Below are 22660 nucleotides of genomic sequence, written 5' to 3'. Positions count from 1 at the left end.
ATATTGATGTCGCTTACATTTTGTTAATTTAAGCCAGTATGTGTTTATTGGAATTAAGCGACTAACTGCATTACAGTGTAGTAAATGTATGACGGCAGTTCGGAGTTCACCTTTGGTAAGATTCAGCGCGTTCTCGCTCTCTATTTTCACTCAACGTCTTTCTTTATTAGGCATAAGCCTAGCCCTTTGTTGTTTAAATGTTTCGCAATTACATGCCGCCCCTACCAAATTAGGTGCAGCTTCCTTCGAGACCTACATTAGCGACGATGGGGAGCCTGCTCGAGTTAACACACTGCTCGAAAAGGTGTTTCAGAAGGCGGAGTTGGATATCCAACTTCAGGTTATGCGACAAGCTTTTTTGGGCAGTTCTGTTCTCACAGGTAGGCTAGACGGTGAATTTGCCTACGTTAATTTGGGCGAGGACAGCAGCAACTATGTTCTATCCGATATCTACTTACCCATTTACCTTTACGCGGTAAGTAAAGAGGCGGACGTTGAGGCAATAAAGCTTTTTCCTCATTTAAAAGACAACCGGGTCGCTATTGAAAATCGCTTTGCGAATACGCCATCATTCAGACTGCTGAAAGATATAAAGTGGTCACGCAACCCCACTACTTTTGATGCATTTCGCCAACTTGCCGACGATAGAGCGCCTTACTTAATTACCACCCAGCTGCTTGCGCGAGAGCTAAACATACTGCTGGCTAACGATAATGAAGAAACCCTGCACTTTTCAGCAAAACCTCTAGCAAAAACCGGATTTCAAATAGCTATCAGCAAAAATGTTGCTAACGCTGAAAGGATTGTTGCGCAATTCAATCAAGCTGTGTCGACAATGCAGAATTCGGGGGAATTGAATCAGCCACTTGAGTTAGCTTGGCTCACCAAAGATGTGAATGGCGATGGCGTTGCCGACTTTATCGGGCACAGCAACATAACTACCACGTCAGACTTGTTAAACACCGCCTATTCCCTTGACGGTAAACCTACATCTGAAGCCAGCGCGTTTTATATTGACGGGGATAGATATGCATCGCTTGAGGAAGCGCGTGCAGCCCTTCCCGATGCAGAAAGTTCGTCGCCCCGCGAGTCGCTGTTAGATAGAACCACCTACCAGCTACTACTTCGCCGCTGGTAGATGAATTTTGACTTCGGTGAACTTTGAAAGCAATGAGCGTTGAAAGGCATTAAATTAGGTAGAGAAGCACGAAGTCGACTACGCGACTTCTACACTACAAAGCATACCTGTCGTTGCTTAAACTAAACGACCTATTCAAAGATATGCGTCAGCCTTGTTAACGCTCTATCTTCTCGCTCTATCTTCGCAATACTGCTGATCAAAGGTTGCAAAGAAGACGGGGAGTCGGCTGCGTTAGTGTGACGTTTCTGGTAAGTACATTTCCAGAATTGTCAGCAATTCTTCGCCATCGACTGGCTTTGACACATAGTTGTTAAAGCCAGCTTTAAGTGCTTTAACGCGATCAGATGTATAGGCATAAGCGGTCAGTGCTACGGCATTAAGCTTTGCAATTTCTGGTATTTCACTGGCTCTTATTTTTAAAACTAAACCCAGCCCGTCCATTTCCGGCATACCAATATCCGATAGCAGAAGATCGAAGGCTTCTGGCATATCGTTAATTTCTTTCCATGCTAACAGGCCGTTCTTCACAACATTAACTCGCGCACCGTTAGATTCTAGAAATAGCTTTATGAAATCACGGGCGTCTTGCTCATCTTCTGCGACTAAAATCCGTAAGCCGTTCAAACGCAAAGACTCAGTCAGGTCGCTAATTTCAGAGTTCTTAGTTTCAATAATGTCGTCGTGCAAATTAAGCGGCGCAATAGGCAGCGTTACGTAAAACGTTGTTCCTGTATTAGGTCCGTCGCTTTCAGCATAAATTTCACCACCGTGCATCTCTACTAAACTTTTCACAATAGACAGGCCTAAGCCCAACCCATGTTTGTTGTGCTCGTTTTTGCCTTGATAAAAACGTTCGAAAACATGAGATAGCTGCTCGCGCGTCATACCTTTGCCATTGTCTTTAACGCGGAAAAGGTAGTTCGAATGCTCTCTTCGACCTCTTACATGCACAGTACCGCCTTTCGACGTGAACTTAAGCGCATTGCTCAACAGGTTATTGATAACCTGTTTTATACGGAGATTGTCACCCAGAATTTGCGTGTGATCGTCTTCGCAATTTATCGAAAGCTGAATATTCTTGCTCGCAAACCCAGCCTCGAAAGATTTGGCAACTTCAGATATTGACCCAGCGATATTAAGCGAATGGGTACTGAGCTTCATCGTACCTGAAATAATACGGGATAAATCGAGAATGTCGTTGATCAGTGCTGCCTGAGTTGATGCCGCGCGCTTTATCACGCCAAGGGCATCAGTCATTCTGTCCACATTGCCGACATCCATAAGCGCTAAATCGGTCCACCCCACAATAGAGTTAAGTGGTGAACGTAGCTCGTGAGAAATGCTGGCAAGAAACTGATCTTTCGCTTTATCCAGCTCTTCTAATTTACTAATTTGCTTATCGAGCGACGCTTTTAAGCTTAGCGCGTAAGGTATAAACAGATGGTCAAAACCTTCAATGATTAGTTGATCATCTTCGGTCCACTCTACCGATTCATCAGCGACACTTTGCAAATACATATCAAACGAATTACGAGGGGTAAGAGACTTTCCAATATCTTTTCTGGCTGCATCGCGACCCGCCCAACGAATGGTCTTGTCTTTCTGCTCTCTAAACCAAACCGTGTAGTAGCCCAGTTTTGAAGACACGCAGGAAATATACATGCCTCGAATGCCGTTTAGGTCGCCGCTATCTAAAATTTCATTTGTTAATCGGTTTATGGCAATGGACTGCTCAGAGCCGCTAATGGCAAATTTTTCGAGCAATTTTGCCAAGGTTTTCTCTGTGGGAGTCTTACCAACCAGATAGTTGCCCGTAGGGGTAACCACAGCCATACCGCACGAATCAGCAACATCCAGTAAGTCTCCTTCTTTCTGCGTGATGGCCTCAAGCGGGTTCGTGTATGAAGTAAGCTGGTGAACAATATGGTTCAGCTTGCGTTGGCGAATTTGAAATTGCTCTTTCTTTTTATGCAGTGCTTTCGTGTGAAGCTGCCAGGCATAAAGGTGACCTAATGATTCGCAAACTAAACGTTTCTTCTGGTCGATGTAAGCCGGTTCACTGTTGTGGCATGCTAACAATCCCCACAGCTTACCCTCAAAAACAAGCGAAACTGAAAATGAAGAGCGGATCCCCATATTTTTAAGGTAGGCAATGTGCATAGGCGAAACAGAGCGAACCATTGACATTGATAAATCCAATGGCGGACGTTCAGCCTCTTTAACCGAAGGCTTAAGGCCTATAACTTGCTCTTCTACATCGTAGACACAGCGCACTCGATTTTTTAGATACAGTTCACGGGCCTGACTAGGGATATCCGAAGCGGGAAACTTCAACCCTTTGAATGAGCGAGAATCTGCACTTGCGGCTTCACCAATCACTTCACCACAGTAGGTTTTGTCAAACTGATAAACCATGACCGAGTCGAAACCTATGTATTGCTTAAATACCTGAGCGATAGCATCGGCAACATCCCCTATGGAGTCGCGGTCATCGACATTGGGTAACAATGCGCGAATATCTACATCCATTGGCACCCATTGCTGCGCCGCCTCAAAGCTTAGTTGAGGGGTTGGCTCAAGCTCTATAACCAACAGGCCATTAGAATCGAAGGCAACACCACTGCCCTCTTTCTCCCAATCTTTGAGATGGAGCGCATTTTCAGCAAACTTCCACTGGTAGGCGTGGCGTACATTTCCGCCTTTTACAGCATCGTGAATTGTCTGGAATGTGCGCGCTTCAGGAGAGGGAATGTCAATCAGTTCAGTGATAAGTGTTTCACCGGGAACGACGTCTACGTTGAACATGTCATTGATGTTCTCGCTCACCACCTGAATTTTTTTGGTACTAGGGTTAATGGCTATGACATACCCAAAACTTTGTACGCTTTCAATCAAGTGGATAGCTTCATCTTCACAGTTTTGAAGCGTTGTAGGGGTATTGTCAATTGTTTGCATTACTTTGCGCCAAGTATCAAGAAAGCGAGCTTTCGTCGTGTGTTCCGTAGAGTATCCCACACGATAACAACTTATGGCTGAGAAAGCATGTTATATCGGAAAAGTAGATCTAAGGAAGAGAGGCGTTTCCCCTCCCTTCCTTGAGTTTGTTTGCGAGTAGTTTAGGCCTTAGACCGCAAATATTAAAACAAATAGCTAATGCCAACGGACGCGAGGTCAGTAGCATTATCATCTATGTCGTAACGTTCATACTCAATCGTTGCAACCCAATCATCGTGGATACGCCAGTTAGCGCCAATGCCATAGAACAAATCCGTGCCTTCATCATCAACGTCTTGAAGTAGGGCTGTATCCTCAAACACATCTAACGAATCGTAATTACCTTGCCAAAAATATAAGCCCACATGCGCATGTAAAAACCAGTCCTCATGACGTAAAAACTGATAGGCTACACTTAATGTATAGCCATCTACTGATGTTGGGCGAATACGCGATGTCTCGCTGAAAAAGCGAGATGGCTCGTTGGTCGTGGTTGAAAATGCTGCCGATACATCACCTAAATCGGTATAACCGATTTGAATAAAGCTGTTTTCGGTAATATTGGTACCTACTACCGCTTTCCACGCACTGCGGGTGTCATCAATATCTATGTCGAAGACATCAAAGCCTAGCTCTGCGGCTTCTTGTTGTACATCGCTTTCCTTGAAATCTCCTGATGCGCTCCCCCAACTCCCGCTTATGAAAAACTGTTTAGCCGTGCACTTTTCATATTCTTTAGAAAGTTTTGAGGCATCCTCTTCAGATAAGCATTGAGTTTTGCTAGCTAAAAAAGGGGAAGCATCCCTTTCTTTATTAGGTTGCTGAGCCATGGTTGGAAATGAAAACATTGCTCCCATTGCAACAGCGCTAACAATCCCATACCTAAAAGTTCTATTCATCTTAGCTACGCTCACGCTTTTACTCCCTTTCTTTGCGCCGCTAATAAGCGGCGCAATGTCATAACAAATACCAGTAACATCAGCAGCATAGCGTTCATGCTACCACCGCCTCCGCCAGAGTTTTCAATTCTAACCGTTACGGGTTGAACAGTAATGGTTAGTCTACCCTCGCTCGTTCCGCCCTGTGTATCTTCAATAATATAGGTGACTACAGCATTGCCCGTAAACGCAGCAGGCGGCGTAAAGGTCAATGTATCGTCAGGGTTAACAGATACGCTACCGATTGATGCCTGGGCACTTACAACACGAATACTATCGCCATCTTCGTCGAAGTCGTTGGCAAGCACGTTAACGGTTACAGATTGGTCAACGTCTATCGTTACAGTATCGTCTACAGCCTGTGGAGGATTGTTACCAATAATGGTTACCGTAATTACACCCAGGTCTGAACCTCCGTTTCCATCACTGATACCATAATTAACAATCACTTCGCCAATAAAGCCAAGTGGAGGCGTGTATTCGATGGTATCCCCCGCTATCACAGCTGTGCCGAAGGTGGTTGTAGCAGAGGTAATACGCAAGTCATCGCCATCCGGGTCTGCATCGTTACTTAAGGCTTCAATAGTTACAGACTCATCAACAATGATAGTTACTGCATCGTCATTTGCCACGGGTTGTGTATTGCCATTAAACATGACACTTACACCACCTGGGTCGACAATCGTACCGTTTACTAAACCGTCATCATCATCTACACCGCCATCAAGAATTTCTAACTGCACACACCAGTGCCCTTCAGTTAGGCCTTCTGTCCAGTAGTCACCGCCTGGAGGTGGGCAATAGCCTGGCTCACCTTCAACAGACCATAACCGGTTGTTCGCGTTTTCCGTAAACGTTACCCAACCGTTTTCAGGCGTGAACTTACGGTACACCGCATTTGCAGGTATTGGCTTAAGCTGTGGCATAACAATATTCAGCGTTTGACCCGCTTCAGGTAAACCATAGGCAATGAAATCGAAAATGCCGCCAATATTTGTCGCTTCTGGGTCAGGGACAATGTCATCGTCGCCGGCAATATCGCCATCAATGATTTTCGCGCCGCCGAGCTCACTACTTACAGAGAAGTTACCTAGGCGCAAGCAAACGCCTGGGTCACCTTCCACCATGTAGCCGTCAACAAACGCCACTTCTTGTGGAAGCACATTACACTCAGGCGTTGGATCTAGGTAATCCAAAATACCGTCTCTGTCACTATCTGCAAGGCCATCCACAACATCCGGCACGCCGTCACCATCACTATCAAGTTCAGCAGGTGTAGGTAACGCATCAACTACCTGAATGTATAAGGTATCCGAGTCTGTAAAGGCCGTGTCATCTGCGTCTGTGACCGTTGCACGAATTCGGTAAACCCCCACGTCCAAGCCACTTGGATCAAACGTAAAGGTGTCATTAACACTATCGGTATCTGCAATGTCTGCATCCAGTGATGTCCACACAAATTCATACTCATTGGTTGGGTCTGGATGGTCAACAGTAGAGGTGACTAACACGTCAGAACCAGTAGGGATAACGAGAATTCTTGATTCGCCGTCCTGCTCGGTAAACAGGTCAACATCAGGGTTCACGTTATCTTCGCGAATTGTAATTTCGTGAATGTACTTATTACCTATGTTAAGCACATCAGAAAGCTCAATTGTGATCGTCTCTATACCTTCAATATCCGCATCAGGGAACACATTGAAGCTCACCGTTATATCGCTACCTGATTCCATCACGATGACGCCATCAACCAGGTCATGGTCGCTGCTATCTGCCGTACCACTTACTGTATATGGAATTTCTAGCGGATATACTGGTGACGTACCGTTTAGATGAATGCCAAATTCAACTTCATGACCTTCCAGCACAACCTGATCCTTAGTGATAGAAACCAAAGGACGTACGCGTACAGCTTGGCTTGCCACAGAAGTTAAACCGTCCTCATCAGTCGCCTGCCAGTATGCGGTATTATTACCCGGTTCGTAGAAGATAAGGCCATCGACTAATGACACAGGTAACGGATTGCCAAATTTATCGACAGCCGACGCTACGCCAAGGTCGATTTTGGTAAATAGTGCATTAGCATCTACAAACACGTCTTCTGGTACTTCAATAACTGGGCGGTCGGCCAAATCATCAGGCATAACATCTACAATCACTGACGCACGAGCAACCTCGCTTTGAGGGTCGGTGATGGTGTAGTCAATTACTATTTCACCGACAAAACCTTCAAGCGGCGTATAGGTAAGTGAGTCGTCAGCCCAAGAAACGTCGCCTAATTCAACGCGGGCACCGATGATGCGTAATGTATCGCCATCAGCGTCAGAGTCATTGGCCAGTACATCAATTGCAACTGGGTTGTAGTTACCCAACGTTATCTCATCATCACGGGCAACCGGCGCATCGTTCAGGGGGTTCACGTTGATGGTTACGGTACCTACGTTGGAGGTTTCCTCACCATCATTTGCGGTATAGGTAAAGCTTGTTGTGCCACTGAAGTCGGCTTCAGGTGCATACAATACGCTAGGCAAGCGACCAACAAGCTCACCGTCTGGTGATGTTACCAACTGGTACGTTAGCGCGTCGCCGTCTGCGTCACTACCCTGTAATCGAATTGGCAGTGTTGCGTCTTCTTCCATTGTGAACGTTAAGTCCATCACCGTTGGCGCATCGTTAGTGTCGATTACCGTTACCGTATAGATCGCACACGCTTGCGCGCCCGAAGGGTCAGCCACACACACCGTAATGGTGGCAGTGCCGTGGAAACCATCTGCAGGCGTAAATGTAACCACCCCATTGACGATTTCTACAGTGCCGTTAGTCGCTTCGGCACTAGCAATAGTGAGCGTATCACCGTCGATATCATTTGCATTGGATAACACGTTAATACTAAGCGGCGTGTCTTGATTAGTAGATACTTCGCCACCTTCAAGGGTCGGTGCATCATTCACGTTTTCAACCGTCACCATAATTTGTGCGGTCGCTTCACCGCCATTCCCATCTGAAATGGTGTAGGTGATGATCGCCGTTCCAACAAAGTTAGGCAGCGGCGTGTAAACAATGTTTCCATCACTACTAATGGTTACCGTGCCCGAGTTAGCCGTTGCATCTGTGATGATTAACGTATCGCCGTCAATGTCAGCATCGTTGGCAAGTGCATTAATAATGACACTGCTGTCTTCACTTACATTAGCTTGGTCGTTGTTTGCTACTGGTGCGTCGTTAATAGCAACAATGACTACGGTAACCGTCGCGGTATCAGTACCACCGAAGCCATCACTGATAGTGTAGGTAAATGTTGCTTCACCATTTACATTGGCAACAGGTGTATAGGTAACAGTAGTGCCGTTATTGACCGCTACACTGCCGTTCTCAGTACTTGCCATGGTTACCGTTAGTACATCGCCGTCGACGTCGCTATCGTTTGTTAGTACGGTTACAGTAACACTGCCATCTTCGGTAACACTTGCTGTGTCATCAACGGCAACAGGGGCATCGTTCACCGCAGTGATAGTTAAGGTTACCTGCGCTGTATCAGTACCACCATGACCATCTGAAATGGTGTATTCAATAGTGACCACGCCGTTATAGTTGGCAGGCGCTTGATAACTTAATTCTCCGTTTGGCAACAAAATCACATTGCCTGTAGATGCTGTTACTTCGGTAATGGATAACGTATCGCCGTCTTCATCGGTATCGTTAGACAGCACATCCAAGGTTACCGCCTCGTCCTCTTGAGACGTAAAGCTGTCATCATTTGCAACAGGGATATTGTTCTCTGCAACGGTTAGCACCAAGGTACCCGTTACCGTGCCACCCATACCGTCTGACACGGTATAGGTAACCGTTACTGTGCCTACGAAACCTTCCGGTGGCGTGTATGACACTAATCCATCAACAATAGTCGCAGTTCCAAAATCAGCCGATACTGAAATAAGCGTAAGTGCATCGCCATCTGCATCTGTGTCATTAGCCAGTACGTCAACCTCTACCGCTTCGTTAAGCTTAATAGCCAGCTGATCGTCTTGAACGTCAGGAAGTGTATTGCCATTAACAAATGTGCCTACTCCACCAACAAAGCTAACCGCTCCATTGGTTGTAGCGTCAGCATCGTAACTTCCGCCATCAATGAGCGTCAGCTTCACACACCAGCTACCTGCAACCAGACCTTCTTGCCATTCGCTACTATTAACGACAGGACAGAAACCTGGTGCGCCTGGTGCTGAGTAAATCACTGCGTCGCCGTCTGCAATAACGTCGAACCAACCTAGCTCAGCAGTCCAGCTACGCATAAATGCGTCTTCTGGTACGGCATTGCGCTGCGGAATAACCACATCAAACTGTGCTTGATTAGACTGACTATTAACAACGTCGAAGTTAAACAACCCACCAACATTGTTAGCTTCCGTATCTGTCGGAATGCGACTTGTTACTGCGCTGTCATCAGCAAGTAGCAATACGCCAGCATTTGAAGTGCCACGGGTGTACTCACCCGCACTTACACATGTACCAGCGTTTGACTCAACAAGATATTGTGCGCTTTCACCTGCAATTTCTGGTGCTAGGGAACATAGCGCAATGCTATCTAAGTAGTTTGGCACACCGTCTAAGTCGGCATCACCTGCGCCTTCAATATTATCTGGCAGGCCGTCACCGTCGGTGTCTGCACCTGTAAGCTCGGGTAAGGTTTGTACCACTTCAATATAAATTGTGCGTGAACTTACAAGCGTGGGGTTTTCACTGTCTGCCACAAGTAGCGTAACCGCATAAACACCTGGCGCTACTAGAGCAGGGTCGAAAGTAAATACGCCATCATCACCTGAAACATTAGTAAGCTCTGATGATGAATTACTCCAGTCGTAGATAAAGTCAGCGGCTGGATTGGTGTGACTGATAGCCGCTAGAACGTCGACTAAACCCTCATTTTGGCCAACAGTTAACGTTGTCGTGTTACCTTGCTCAACTGACAGCGCTACAACTGGGGCCACTGGTGCTTCTGCAATTGTTGTGGTCTGCGACGCTTTTTCTCCGACATTTACGTTCTCGTTTAGCGTTACGATTACCGTTTCGCCGTCATCGATAATCGTGTCGGGGATAATATTGAATTTAACTGTGGCCTGTGTACCGCTCTCAATAGTGACAGTGCCAGAGATAAGGTCGTGATCACTCGTATCTGCAGTACCTGAAACCGTGTAGCTCACTGTTACTGGGTAACTAGGTGCATCGCCGCTTAACAGTACATCAAAACTTGCTGCACCACCCTCGGTTACAACCACATCATCACTTAATGACACTTGAGGGTTTACGCGGATAGTTTGACTAACCGTTGTCGTATTGCCTTCATCGTCAGTTGCCTGCCAGTAAACAGTATGTAGCCCTGGCGTAAAGCGGGTTTGACCGTTCAATAAGGTCACTGGTAATGATTGACCGCGAGATGTGGTAGCCGTTGCAACGCCCAAGTCTACAAGCGTAAGGTATCCGTTCGCGTCAACTTCAATATCAGCTGGCGCAATTACTCTCGGGTTTGCATCGTTGCGGGTTACGGTGCGCACTACGTTCACCACAACATAGGATGTTGATGTTGCACCTGAAGGATCGACAATCGTGTACTCTATCTGTACCTCTCCTGAAGTGCCTTCACCTGGCGTAAACACCAATGCATTATCGATAATTTCTACGCTACCAAAATCAGAGTTTGCACCAACGATACTTAGCAGGTCGCCTTCGATATCGCTATCGTTTGCTAGTACATCAATAGTTACACTGTTCTGATCTGTCGCTTCAGCTAAATCAGCAACGGCGACAGGCGCGTCGTTCACGGCCACCACATTCACTGTGATATTGGCAGTGTTCGAATCTTCTTGACCGTCGTTCGCTTTATAGCTGAACAGTACCGTACCGTTGTAATCTTCTGGAGTAACGTACAGCAAAGAAGGAGCAGAACCTAACACTTCACCTGTTGGCAACGTTACCAATTCAAACGTTAAAACGTCTTCGTCTGCGTCGGTACCCGTTAGCGTGATGGGTAGGCTATCCCCTTCGTAAATGGTGAACTCGAGATCTTCAACGACTGGACCAATGTTTGTATACACCACTGTAGCGGTAATACGCGCACAAGCCTCTTCGCCCTCAGCATCTTGAATACAAACATCGATGGTTACTTCACCGGAATAATCTTCAGACGGCGTATAAACCAGTTTGCCGTCAACAATTTCAACCGTGCCGTCTGAAGATGTGGCGCTAACGATAGTATGCGTATCATCTGTATCTACATCTTCAACATTGGCGATAACATCGATCGTTAATGCTTCATTTTGGTTTGTTGCAGCAGTGAAATCAGCAAGTGTAGGTGCATCGTTAACTGCGGTAACCGTTACAACAAGCGTACCTGTTGCTGTTGCTCCATTGCCATCAGAAACCGTGTAGGTAATGGTTGCTGTACCATTGAAGTTCTCATCTGGTGTGTAGTTTACTTGGCCACCTTGAATAGCTACTGAACCTTCGTCAACGGTTACGTCTGAAATAGTCAGTACGTCTTCGTCAATGTCAGAGTCATTCGCGAGCACGTCGGTAACAACAGAGCCATCTTCCTCGACTGTGGCCGTATCATCCACCGTTACCGGTGTATCATTAACCGGGTTAACAGTAACAGTGATCGTTGCTGTATCAGTGGCACCATTACCATCGCTTACCGTATATGACACTGTCGCTTCGCCATTAAAATCAGCATTTGGCGAGAAAGTAACCTGGCTATCTGCCGTGATCACTGCACTACCCTGCGCTGACGAGGCCACCGAGACTGAAAGCACATCTTCATCTATATCAGAGTCATTGGCGAGAACAGCTACTGTTACTGAAGCGTCCTCATCAACAATAGCGGTGTCGTCCAAAGCGATAGGAGCATCGTTCACCCCTTCTACCGTAAAGCTAATGCTGGCAGTGGCGGTTCCACCATTTCCGTCTGAAACAGTGTAGGTGGCCGTTGCTGCCCCATCAAAATCAGCAGGTGGTGTATACGTCACACTGTTATTTGCATTAACTGTAATAGTCCCCTCAGATGCGCTAGCAGATGACACGCTTAATTCATCGTTGTCAACATCTGTATCATTGTCTAATACAGCAAGCGTAGTGCTTGAATCTTCGGTAACTCTTCCAGCGTCATCATTGGCTACTGGTGCGTCGTTAACAGGCGCCACCGTAACGGTGACTGTCGATGAGGCGCTACCACCAGCGCCATCAGATACACTGTAAGTAATCGCGGCTGTACCGTTGAAGTCGGCACTTGGCGTAAAGCTAAGCGTATTATCGCCGGTAATAGTTGCAGTGCCTTGACTGCTGCTTGCAGCCGACAGTTGCAACGTGTCGCCGTCAATATCACTGTCGTTCGAAAGCGCATTAATAATTACCGTTTCGTCTTCCTGTACACTCGCCGTATCTGCCACAGCCACCGGATTGTCATTTACTGGGTTTACCGTAATTGACACTGTTGCTGAATCAGAGCCGCTGTTTCCATCAGAAACGGTATACGTCACTGTTGCAGCACCGTTATAGTCGGCATCCGGCGTATACAAAAGATTACCATCGCTATTAATGGTTGCCGTACCAGTACTAGCATTAACCGCAGTTAACTCAAGGGTATCGTTGTCTACATCTGTATCGTTAGCAATAACGTTAACCACAACGCTGCTGTCTTCATCAACGCTAGCTGTATCATTATTCGCAACGGGGGCATCGTTAACGTTTACAACCGTCACTGCCACCGTTGAATTAGCGCTGCCGCCCGCACCATCTTCGATGGTGTAAGTAATAGTGGCGCTGCCGTTGAAGTCAGCGTCTGGCGTGTAGTTCACCTGGTTACCTACAACCTGCACACTACCTGTTGTCACAGAGGCGCTCGCCACACTTAAGGTGTCGCCGTCAACATCGGTATCGTTAGCAAGTACATTAATGCTAACCGACTCGTCTTCATTGACACTTGCGGTATCTGGATTAGCGATTGGGTTGTCGTTAACCGCTGCAATAGCTACAGACACCGACGCATTGTCACTGCCGCCGTTACCGTCTGTTACCGTATAGGCTACTGTGGCACTGCCGTTGTAATCTGCCGCAGGCGTAAACACCACATTGCCATCGCCATTAACTACTGCACTACCATTGGTTGCCGATACACTTGATACGCTTAATGCATCGTTATCAATGTCGGTGTCGTTAGCCAATACATTAATAACTACCGCTGTGTCTTCGTTCGTGCTGGCCGTGTCGTCGCTTGCCACTGGTGCATCGTTGACGTTAGTAACATTAATAGTCACCGTACCTGATGCCGTTCCACCTGCACCGTCACTAATGGTATAAGTTACGGTTGTTGCGCCATTAAAGTCGGCCGTAGGTGTAAAGGTAATATTGTTTCCGCTAAAGGTTACTGAACCATTTGGCGATGCTGCATTGGTGATCGACAACGCATCGCCATCTACGTCAGTATCGTTAGTCAAAACATCAATAATTACGCTGCTGTCTTCGTTCACCGTCTCTGAATCAGGGTTAGCTATTGGCGCGTCATTTACCGCATTAACCGTTACCGATACAGAAGCTGAATCGGTTCCGCCATTTCCATCAGAAACCGTGTAATTAAGTGTAACAGGGCCATTGAAATCGGCCGGCGGCGTATAAAGAACATCGCCATTTGAATTTACGGAGGCCGCACCAGCGCCTGCCGACACCGCAGTAACACTTAGGGCATCGCCATCTACGTCACTGTCGTTAGCTAACACATCAATAATTACGTCATTATCTTCGTTAGTATTCGCACTGTCGTTTGTGGCAACCGGTGCATCGTTATCTGCTTGCACGTCTACCGTTAGATTCGCGCTATCAATGTTCCCATTTCCATCAGAAATGGTATAGGTCACGAGTGCTGGACCGTTAAAGTCTTGTGCAGGCGTGAAGGTGATGTTGCTTCCCGCAAACGAAACCGCACCGTTGCTAGAATTAGCCGCTGTGATAGACAGTGTATCGCCATCCACATCGGAATCATTTGCCAAGACATTTACTACCACTTGTGTGTCTTCAGTGGTATTGGCTGAGTCGGCCTGTGCTACAGGCGCATCTTGAACATTGTTTACCGTAAATGTTGCTGTGGCGGTGTCGCTACCGCCTGCGCTATCGGTAAGGGTGTATTGCACGGTTTCGGTGCCGAAGAAATCAGCTGCCGGCGTATAAATCAAGTTCGCGCCATCTGTAGTTACCGTACCGCCGTTACTTGGCGTAGCTACAGAGGTAATGATGATACTTTGACCGCTGTCTGCGTCGCTATCATTGCTACGGGCCGCTAACGTATTGCTGGTTGTATCTTCATCTACAGTGAAACTATCATCATTCGCTGATGGTATACGGTTAAGTAAGGTTACCGTCACGTCGTTAGCATTTAATGACTGAGGCTGAGCTGCGCCATCAACGTAGCTAAGCGCAGAAGAAATAGTTAAATCTTGGGTAGCCGCACTGGGCACTAGGGCGCTGGTGTCTAGCTCAACGCTAAACACATAGGTTTCAGTGTCACCATCATTATCGCTATTTACAATACTGCCTAAATCAAGCGTTAGCGTATTGTTAGACACACTAATATTGCCGTTCACGTTAACCGCTGTGCCGCTAGCAGCACTGTTAATACTTGCTGGATTGACACCTGAAGAAAGGCCAGTATTAAAGGTACGAGCAAGTTCCCCCGCCCCTGCGAGCAATGAAACATTAGCAGGTAAGGTAACGCTTAAGCTTAAATCGTCTGTTGTCCCCTTTGGCACAGTAACAGTTTGTGTAAGGGTTAGTGTTTCGCCCTGCACAAAATTGTTACCAGATGTACCACCATCACTGGTATCGGTAAGGGTAAAGGTTGGCGCAGATACGGTTTGCGCTTGTGAAGTAACCGGAATAAGCAGAGCATTCTCGCCATCAGAAGCGTTACTGTCGTTGTCGCTTAACTGGTTGGCACCGAGGTTGTCACCGCTAAACAGCGCTTGAACTGAAAATACGGTGTTGTCAGCTGCATTAGCATCTAGCGTTAGCACCACAGAAGCGGTTACCGTTTCACTTGGGGCAATTCCGCCCACGTTTACGTCAAATGGCGTTTCGCTTACTACAACACCTTGGCTGGTAACAGCTGTATTAGCTACCACGCTTAAGCCTGCATTGACCGGCTGAGTAAATGAAACGTTTTCTGCAGTCGCTGAACCTTGATTGGTTGCCACGGTGTAAATGCGTACGCTGTCACCTGGGTCAACAACCCCATCACCGTCTACATCGTTAACAAGTTCATAGTATTGAATAATCTCTAGTTCTGGCGTGCCCGCGCCCGTCGATGCACTGAACGTGAGCGGCTGGAAACCATCGCTATCTGCACGGTTATTATCTGCATAGATAGTATTAGTTTCGTCACTGGTTGCTTCACCTTGTAGCGAGAAGCTTTCGTTTGCGGCATTGCCATTGAAATCAACCAGCGGTGAATCGATGGTGACATCAAAAGAAACCGTTTCACTGGCGCCAGCTGCTAGCGTGATAAAATCTGCGCTTAGTGAACTACCTATTACACTAACCGTATGTCCACCGCTTACCTGCGCCGAATTAGCGACGTAAGTAAGACCTGCGGGTATAGCGTCACTTAGGGCAATGTTTGATAGCGCTTGGCTACCCGTATTTTCAAGTAAATACGTAATGGTTAACGTATCATTAGGGCTAATGACGTCATTGGTATCAGCATCGGTTGATAGACGTACCAGTTGAGTAATATCTAAATCTGCTGTGTTTGCTGGTGTGCCCACTCTGAAGGTGTTTGCCTGGTCGCCGTTTACATCGTTACCATCGGCGTCAGTTGGCTCTGCTACTGTGTCAGATGAATCCACGCTACCTTGTAGCGAGACTAACGTGTTGTTAGCCACATTGGCATCAACAAGCAACTCGAATGTAATGGTTTCAGATTCACCAAATGCCATATCGCCAACATTTACCGTGATGCCGGCACTATCATCAAGGGTACCTTTCGTCGTTGTCGCGGACCCTGCTACATAGTTTGTATTTGCAGGAATCCCATGAGTAAATACAACGTCAGTGGCTGTGGCACTATCGCTTTCATTAGTTAGCGTTGCAGTGACTAATACGGTGTCACCAGCATCAATGAACCCATTACCATTGACATCATCAGATAGCACAACTGATTGCGTTGCGCCGATGAATGCGGCGATATCACCTGTTACGTTAATTGAATCGGCAAAGCTGTAGTCTCGCTCGTCAGCAGTGTCGCCGCTCATTGAGCTATATGCACCATTAGTCAACCCAATAGATAGCGCATTACCCACATCAGCATCACTATCTACAGTGAACTGCATTGTCACTTGTTTGCTGCCTTCGACCAGCGTGATACTGCCCATATCTACGACAAGTAGCGTAGGCGACGTGTCATCAATCGTACCTTGCCCCATGAAGCTATTTGCTACATAAGTTAGACCGCTAGGAACTGAAACGTTAAACGTGGTTTCAAACGCGTCGGCAAAACTAGAGTTGTGGCCTACGTTAATAGTTAGGGTAAAGGTATCCTCCAACGATACCGAGGTTTTATCGAGCGTCATTGTTGAGTCTAAATTTGGCTCAACGATATCGATCTCGAGAGTAGATGGACCTGCGCTTTCGCCGCCACCTGATGCATTCACACTATTAGTAAGTGTTGTACCCTGCGCGTTGCCTACTTCGTTTTCTACAACACCGGTAAACGTAACCGTTATGTAATCATTTGCGCTATTGCCATCTGCGGTGTTGCTCACAGTTCCAAAGTCAACCGTGACATCATTGCCAGACACCGAAGCGGTTGCAGCGCCGTCATAGCTAATTTGCGCTGGGCTGTTAATACTAATACTGTCAAAGCGAATGTCCGCTGGCAGCGTATTTACAATAGAAACACCGCTAATTGTGCCTTCCACTAAATCGATACGCGCATCAATAGAAACCGACTCACCCACTGCGAAATCATTATCGCTATGTGTAGCATTAAGTGCAGATTGAATAGCCAGTGTGTTATCTACCGTTACATTACTACTAGCTGTTTCACGGTAGTTATTTAACGTAGCGTTATTGTCGTCATCTCCACCATCGGCGCTGCTACGTCCGCTGCCGTCTAGCTGACTGTTATAGATTGCTTCAACTGAATTAGTTAGCGTTTCACCAGCGCTTGCTTCGTTGGCCATTATAACGCTGTATTCGACGGTAACGCTTGCAAGTGCTGGTAGGTCGAATGCTGCAACCGACAGCGTATCGCCAGTGTTAGTCGTAGTAGTCTCACTGACATCACTTGCGGTCAGTGCTGTGTTCGTGCCGGTTAGTACTGCCTCATCACTCGGGTTAGTTAGCGTTATTGCTGAGAAGGTAACACCAGAACCGCTGCCGTCAGGCCCTCCAAGTAATTCTGCAGGCATCACATCTTCAAAGGTAACGGCGTACGCGGTTGCAGTATTCCCCGTGTTGGTTACCACTGTGCGATACGTTACCGTATCACCGCTATCACTTGATGTCGCACCTGCAATGATGGTTTGCGTAATAGATAAATTCGGTTCGATAACATCCACGTCAACATTCGCAGAAGGTGCTGGCGTGCTCACGTCTTGGTAGCTAAGTGAACCGGCACTAGTTAGCGTTGTTCCAGCTTGGTTACTTAAAATATTGGCGACTTCAACAGGCACAGCAATGGTAACTTGTTGAGACGTTGAAGCGCTGTTGGTGATGGTACCAAAATCTAATATTACTGGGTCGGTTCCTTCACCAGGAGTGGTATTAGGTGTATTTGTGCTGGTGAAATCTGACACTGGTGTTGTAATGGTAATGGCGTCGCCGGTATACGTTAAGCCTGAAGGAAGATCTAACGTATAAACAAAGTTGTCTGTTGTACCCGTTGGTATAGAGAAACTTGCCGTTAAATCAACCACAGTTCCGATTGCAGCATCTGATGCAGTAGTCGTTAACGTAAGCGTGGGCGCATTGGCGGTCACTGATGCCATAGCAGAATCAGCGATATCGTTAACGTTTTGGCCTGAGTCGTTATTCGCGCCGCTACCAGTACGTTCACCGGTATCTGAACCGGCTGCGCCTGGCGTCGCATTTCCAGTACCTGATGCGCCTGGCAAAGACGTTGCCGAAGTTGAAACGGTATTGGTTACGGTTTCTTCAAATGCGATATCAAAATTGACGTTAGCAGTGTACACAACGGTGACGCTTTCACCCGCTGCTAGGTAATCAATATTGCTGGCCGGGCAACTAACGTTATTTGACTCAACCGTTAGCTCGTTACCACTGATGCTTGCACAGGCTGATACATCAATGCCTGCCCCTCGTGAATGTATTGCGCTAACCAGTGCCACACTGTTAAAACGCGCTGGCACGTTGTCGTTGATGTACCAGTCATGCGCACGCGATACGGCAGTTCCCGACGTATTTGTTAACGTAACGGTGAATGTTACTTCGCTGCCACCATCTACAGTTGATGGCGAAGCTGTTTTTGTAACAGTTAGGTTTGGCTCAGCAATACGAATATTCTGAGTCGTGTTGTTACTTTGATTTGTGCTGCTTTGGTTAAGGTAGTTTACTTCCCCCGTTACCGTCTTGTTGTTAGTACGGTTGTTGTCACTCGTGTTTTGGGTAAGTACATCAAGGGTTACCGTAATACTTTCATCACCCGCATCGTTGTCATTATTTGTAACATCACCTAAATCGAAAACAACCGACTGCCCATTGATAACAGGGGTAACGGAAGTATTTGAAGCAGTGATCGACACGCCGTTTGCAGTCGTAAAGCCCGTATCAAATGTTCCGCGAATTAAGGCAGTGCCCGCTTGATAGGCCATTCCAGCAGGCAGAATAACTTCGATAATGTCCTGATTAGCAGTTTCTAGCGTCTGTCCCTCTGGTACGACAGTTGTAAACGCGTAGGTAAGCACTTCCCCTATAGCCGATTCACGAGTACCTGAATCACTCGTAAAAGTTTCTGAAGAAGCTATCAACGTAATATTGTCAGCTGAGATTGCTCTTGTGGCCGTGGTACCTGTGCTACTGGACTGAGAGTCACGCTCAACGGCTTGATCGCCTGTTTGGCTATCACCTGTAGCTTGCGCGGTAATATCAAAAGAGGAACCAGTCTGTGCACCTGCTTTTACTTCAGCAGTATAAGTGAACTGCACGCTATCACCAGCGGCTAGCTCCGTACCTGAATACGTTACTCTTTCTGGTGTATTTTGAAGTGCATAAGTAAATCCAATTGGGGTTGTCCCTTCGGTTACATTTGTGAAAATATCAGTATTAACATTGCTGACCACTTCAACATCATAAGCGGTAGCTGTACCTGTATTTTCAACGTTAATGGTTACAGTTACCGTATCACCTGCTTCTACGCCAGAGCTAGGCGACACGCTTGTTGTTGCACTTAACACATGTTCAGCAAACTGATTAGTTGACGTAGCTGACGCATTGTTGGTGGTATTGTTGGTTCCCGCATTTACCTGCAGCTGCTTGCTTTGCGTTGACGTTGTAGCTGCATTTTGCGCGATATCTTGCACCAAGGCTTCAAGCGTGATTGAAAATGTATTATCGCTTGGATCGTTATCATTATTAGTGGTTGTACTGCCGTTAAACACGGCTCTAACCGTTTGCCCACTAGCGACAGTGCCAGACGATGTCACGGTTGGGCTGGCACTTACGGTTCCGTCAAAACCTGTTGAATTTACCGTTAACGTATTGCTGTATTCAAAGCCAGCAGGGAGCGTCATATCTACCGTTAAGTCATTCGTTGTGCCCTCTGGCAAAGTCACGTCTACCCGATAATGTACGGTATCACCTACCACAACATTCCCCGTGGGGCTTACTATTGTTGAAGCAATAGCAATATCTGAAACGGTGACAAATGCGTCATCTGACTGCGGATCAAAGGTCGCAGCCTGCCCCTGTGCAGAAGCCCAATCAATCGTCGCTTCAGACGTGATGACATCGTTAGGCTCTGCAGTTTGTGCAATATCTTGAGTGAAAGTAAGCACGTAAACTTCACCTGCGGCGAGGTTCTGTATGCTGTAAGTACCATCTGCTAGTGAGCCGCTGCCCAAGGCTACACCATTCCCATCGACTGTTGCAGATACAAGGCTCTGCGAAGCCACGCCAGAAACGATAGGAACACTGGCGGTGGTGTCAAATGATGTAGCACCACCTTCGTTAGTTACTGTTAAGGTGTACTGAATCGTATCTCCGGCATCTACATTTCCTGCAGAAGTAGCAAGTGAAACGGTCAATTCTGGAGCACGAACAAGAATTTTAGCTGACTTAAGATCGGCAGTGATTGCATCAGGCGTATTGGTCGAAGTACCTTGGAATAAGTTCGCCAATTCCAACCCATCAGCATAGGGCTTATCGGTTACCTCAACGGTAAAATCAACTTCTAGTACTTCAGCTTGGGTTGTTGAGATACTGCCCCAGTCTATTGTTACGCTGTTTTCAGCAGATGATACCGTGATTGTAGGTGTGAGGGTTGTTACCGTATTTTCAGCGGTATAAGAAAAGCTGGTGTTGCTCGCAATATTTGAATTTGTATCGACAGTCGTTTCTGGGATTAAGAAAACGGGCAAAGGAAGAAAATCTACAAATACAATGTCGTTAGTATCGCCAGAAGGAATATCCATGCGCAAACGATAGGTAACGCTTTCACCCGGTGCGTACTGTAATAGTTGTGTGGTTGTATCGCCGTTACCGTCAACAAGAAATTTAAAGGTACGAATACCCTCAATAGAGACCGAAGCACTTGAGCCTTCCAAGCAGCTCGACGCACCACTTGCTACGTTATATTGTGCACTTTGAGAAAACGACAGTGAATCGTTAGCAACGACAGGGGCATTACTATCAACCCCTGTGTAACCACCAACGTAATTTTGCTGAATATCTACGGTGTAAGAAACCGTCAAAACGCTTCCCCCCGGAAGCGTGCCTGTTGCGTTAGTAACGTTGTAAGTGATGGCCTCATTTTGACTGGCATCAGTACTTGAAGCAGGCCTCGTTATGTTAAACGTACTTCCACCATAGTTAACCGTGATATCAGATGAAAAATCGACGCCATCGGCTATGGTGTCGTTAAGAATTAAAGAGTCTACCGATACGTAATCAGAAATTTGGATTGAGTTAGTAACGGTAAGTGTGTTGCCGGGACTTGACTCTCCTGTATTTACACCTTGCTGTATTGCAACATGCTTTGCCGTAACCGTGTCACTGCTAGAAACCTGGGTAAGCCCATTGCCGTTAAAACTCGCATTAAAGTCAAGCGGATGCACAATACTTGACGCACTGCACTGCTGCGCATTCAGGACATTAATAAAATGCATGGGGTAGCTCACGCGCACATCATTTGCACTGCTTGTTCCCGTAGCAGAAGCACACGAAACATCTAAAATGCCACCAGTACTGGATGTAGAAGGTTCACTATCTATAGCGCACCCAGTTCCACCAGTTATCGTAGCTTGAGCGCTATACTGAACACCATTGTCTAAAACATCTGTGAACTGCAAGCTGTCTATCGTTGGGCCATTTGCAACATCTACCGTATGTGTAACGGTTGCTGAAAAACTAGGGCCCGCAGCAAGCTCGTTTTCCGCAGCAGAGCTTTGCGTAGTTACTTGGTAGAGGGCTGCCTCAACCGACGCACTTTGCGTTGTTCCTACTATTGGGCCGTTATCACCTGTTGCTGTGTCACCAAACTCATAAACAGGCGTTACCTCGATAGCAAACGCTTCCGCTGGCGTTGCATTGCTGTCTATAGTGAAACAAACATTTGTAGTTAAATCAGGGCCATTGGTTACAACCGAGCCCACTGGGATATCTACCGTTGAAAAACTGAACCCTTCGGTGCCCGCAACGGTTTGCGCAATGATAGGATCTTCGAGCTCATTGTTGTTCGCAACGGTGTCAAACGTGCCTACATTAACCGTAGCGCTGTTACTTCCTATAAACGTCGCACCGTTAAATGTTAAGTCAGCATCATGAATAACGCGAAGATAAGGGCCATACCCTGTTGTACCTGAGTTAATTAACGGTATGTCGTAACAAAATGACTCCCCTATAAACGCACTTTGCGGCGGTGAGTTTGTGATAATCGGTGTTGCAGCAAAGACAACTTGAGCTGTGCTTAGAAATAGCGATGCGGTAATGAGGGCTTTGGACAATGTGCGGATCATGTCTTTCCTTTCATTCAATTTATTGAGGCCGAGCAAAACCTCTACTCACTGTTACTTTTCCAATTACCTCTGCTAGAAACGTTAAAATAATGTAAACAACTTCCAAACAAAGACTTTGAAACCTAGTTCATGAAATTCAAATTCGCCAACTAACAAAACGATTTTTTGAATAATAAAAACCTAATATCTTTTTATAAGTTAGTAGGTTACGAACGTATTTCGAAGGACAGTACAGGCTCTGTTATAAGAAAAATAGTAGACATAAGGTTAAGGAAAGGTAATGAGGGTAAACCCCTATTTCATTTTCAAAACGCTTTAAATTTGCAGGCTAGCGACACGTTTTGTGCGAAAAA

At 46.6% G+C, this 22660-nt stretch carries 4 protein-coding genes; 1 reads left to right on the top strand and 3 read right to left on the bottom strand.

Annotated features, from left to right (window positions below; translation table 11 throughout):
- Positions 1 to 112: 112 nt before the first annotated feature.
- Positions 113 to 1138, top strand: a complete 1026-nt coding sequence (locus tag MHN00_RS10555; protein ID WP_239301122.1) for a transporter substrate-binding domain-containing protein — start codon at positions 113 to 115, stop codon at positions 1136 to 1138.
- Positions 1139 to 1372: 234 nt separating this feature from the next.
- Here MHN00_RS10555 and MHN00_RS10550 read toward each other — a convergent pair whose 3' ends face one another.
- The 3 genes from MHN00_RS10550 to MHN00_RS10540 all read right to left on the bottom strand — a co-directional run bounded on the left by MHN00_RS10550 (position 1373) and on the right by MHN00_RS10540 (position 22307).
- Positions 1373 to 4096, bottom strand: a complete 2724-nt coding sequence (locus MHN00_RS10550) for an ATP-binding protein (RefSeq protein ID WP_039226836.1) — start codon at positions 4094 to 4096, stop codon at positions 1373 to 1375.
- 182 nt (positions 4097 to 4278) lie between these two features.
- Complete coding sequence (locus MHN00_RS10545; RefSeq protein ID WP_239301121.1) at positions 4279 to 5049, bottom strand: outer membrane beta-barrel protein; 771 nt, start codon at positions 5047 to 5049, stop codon at positions 4279 to 4281.
- Positions 5046 to 22307, bottom strand: a complete 17262-nt coding sequence (locus tag MHN00_RS10540; protein WP_239301120.1) for a tandem-95 repeat protein — start codon at positions 22305 to 22307, stop codon at positions 5046 to 5048. Before MHN00_RS10540 ends, MHN00_RS10545 begins: the two co-directional genes overlap by 4 nt.
- Positions 22308 to 22660: the final 353 nt, after the last annotated feature.

Origin of the sequence: Alteromonas sp. Cnat2-8 (genome assembly GCF_022348355.1) — a bacterium.
GTDB classification, from domain to species: domain Bacteria; phylum Pseudomonadota; class Gammaproteobacteria; order Enterobacterales; family Alteromonadaceae; genus Alteromonas; species Alteromonas macleodii.
This window is presented reverse-complemented; position numbering and strand designations above follow the sequence as displayed.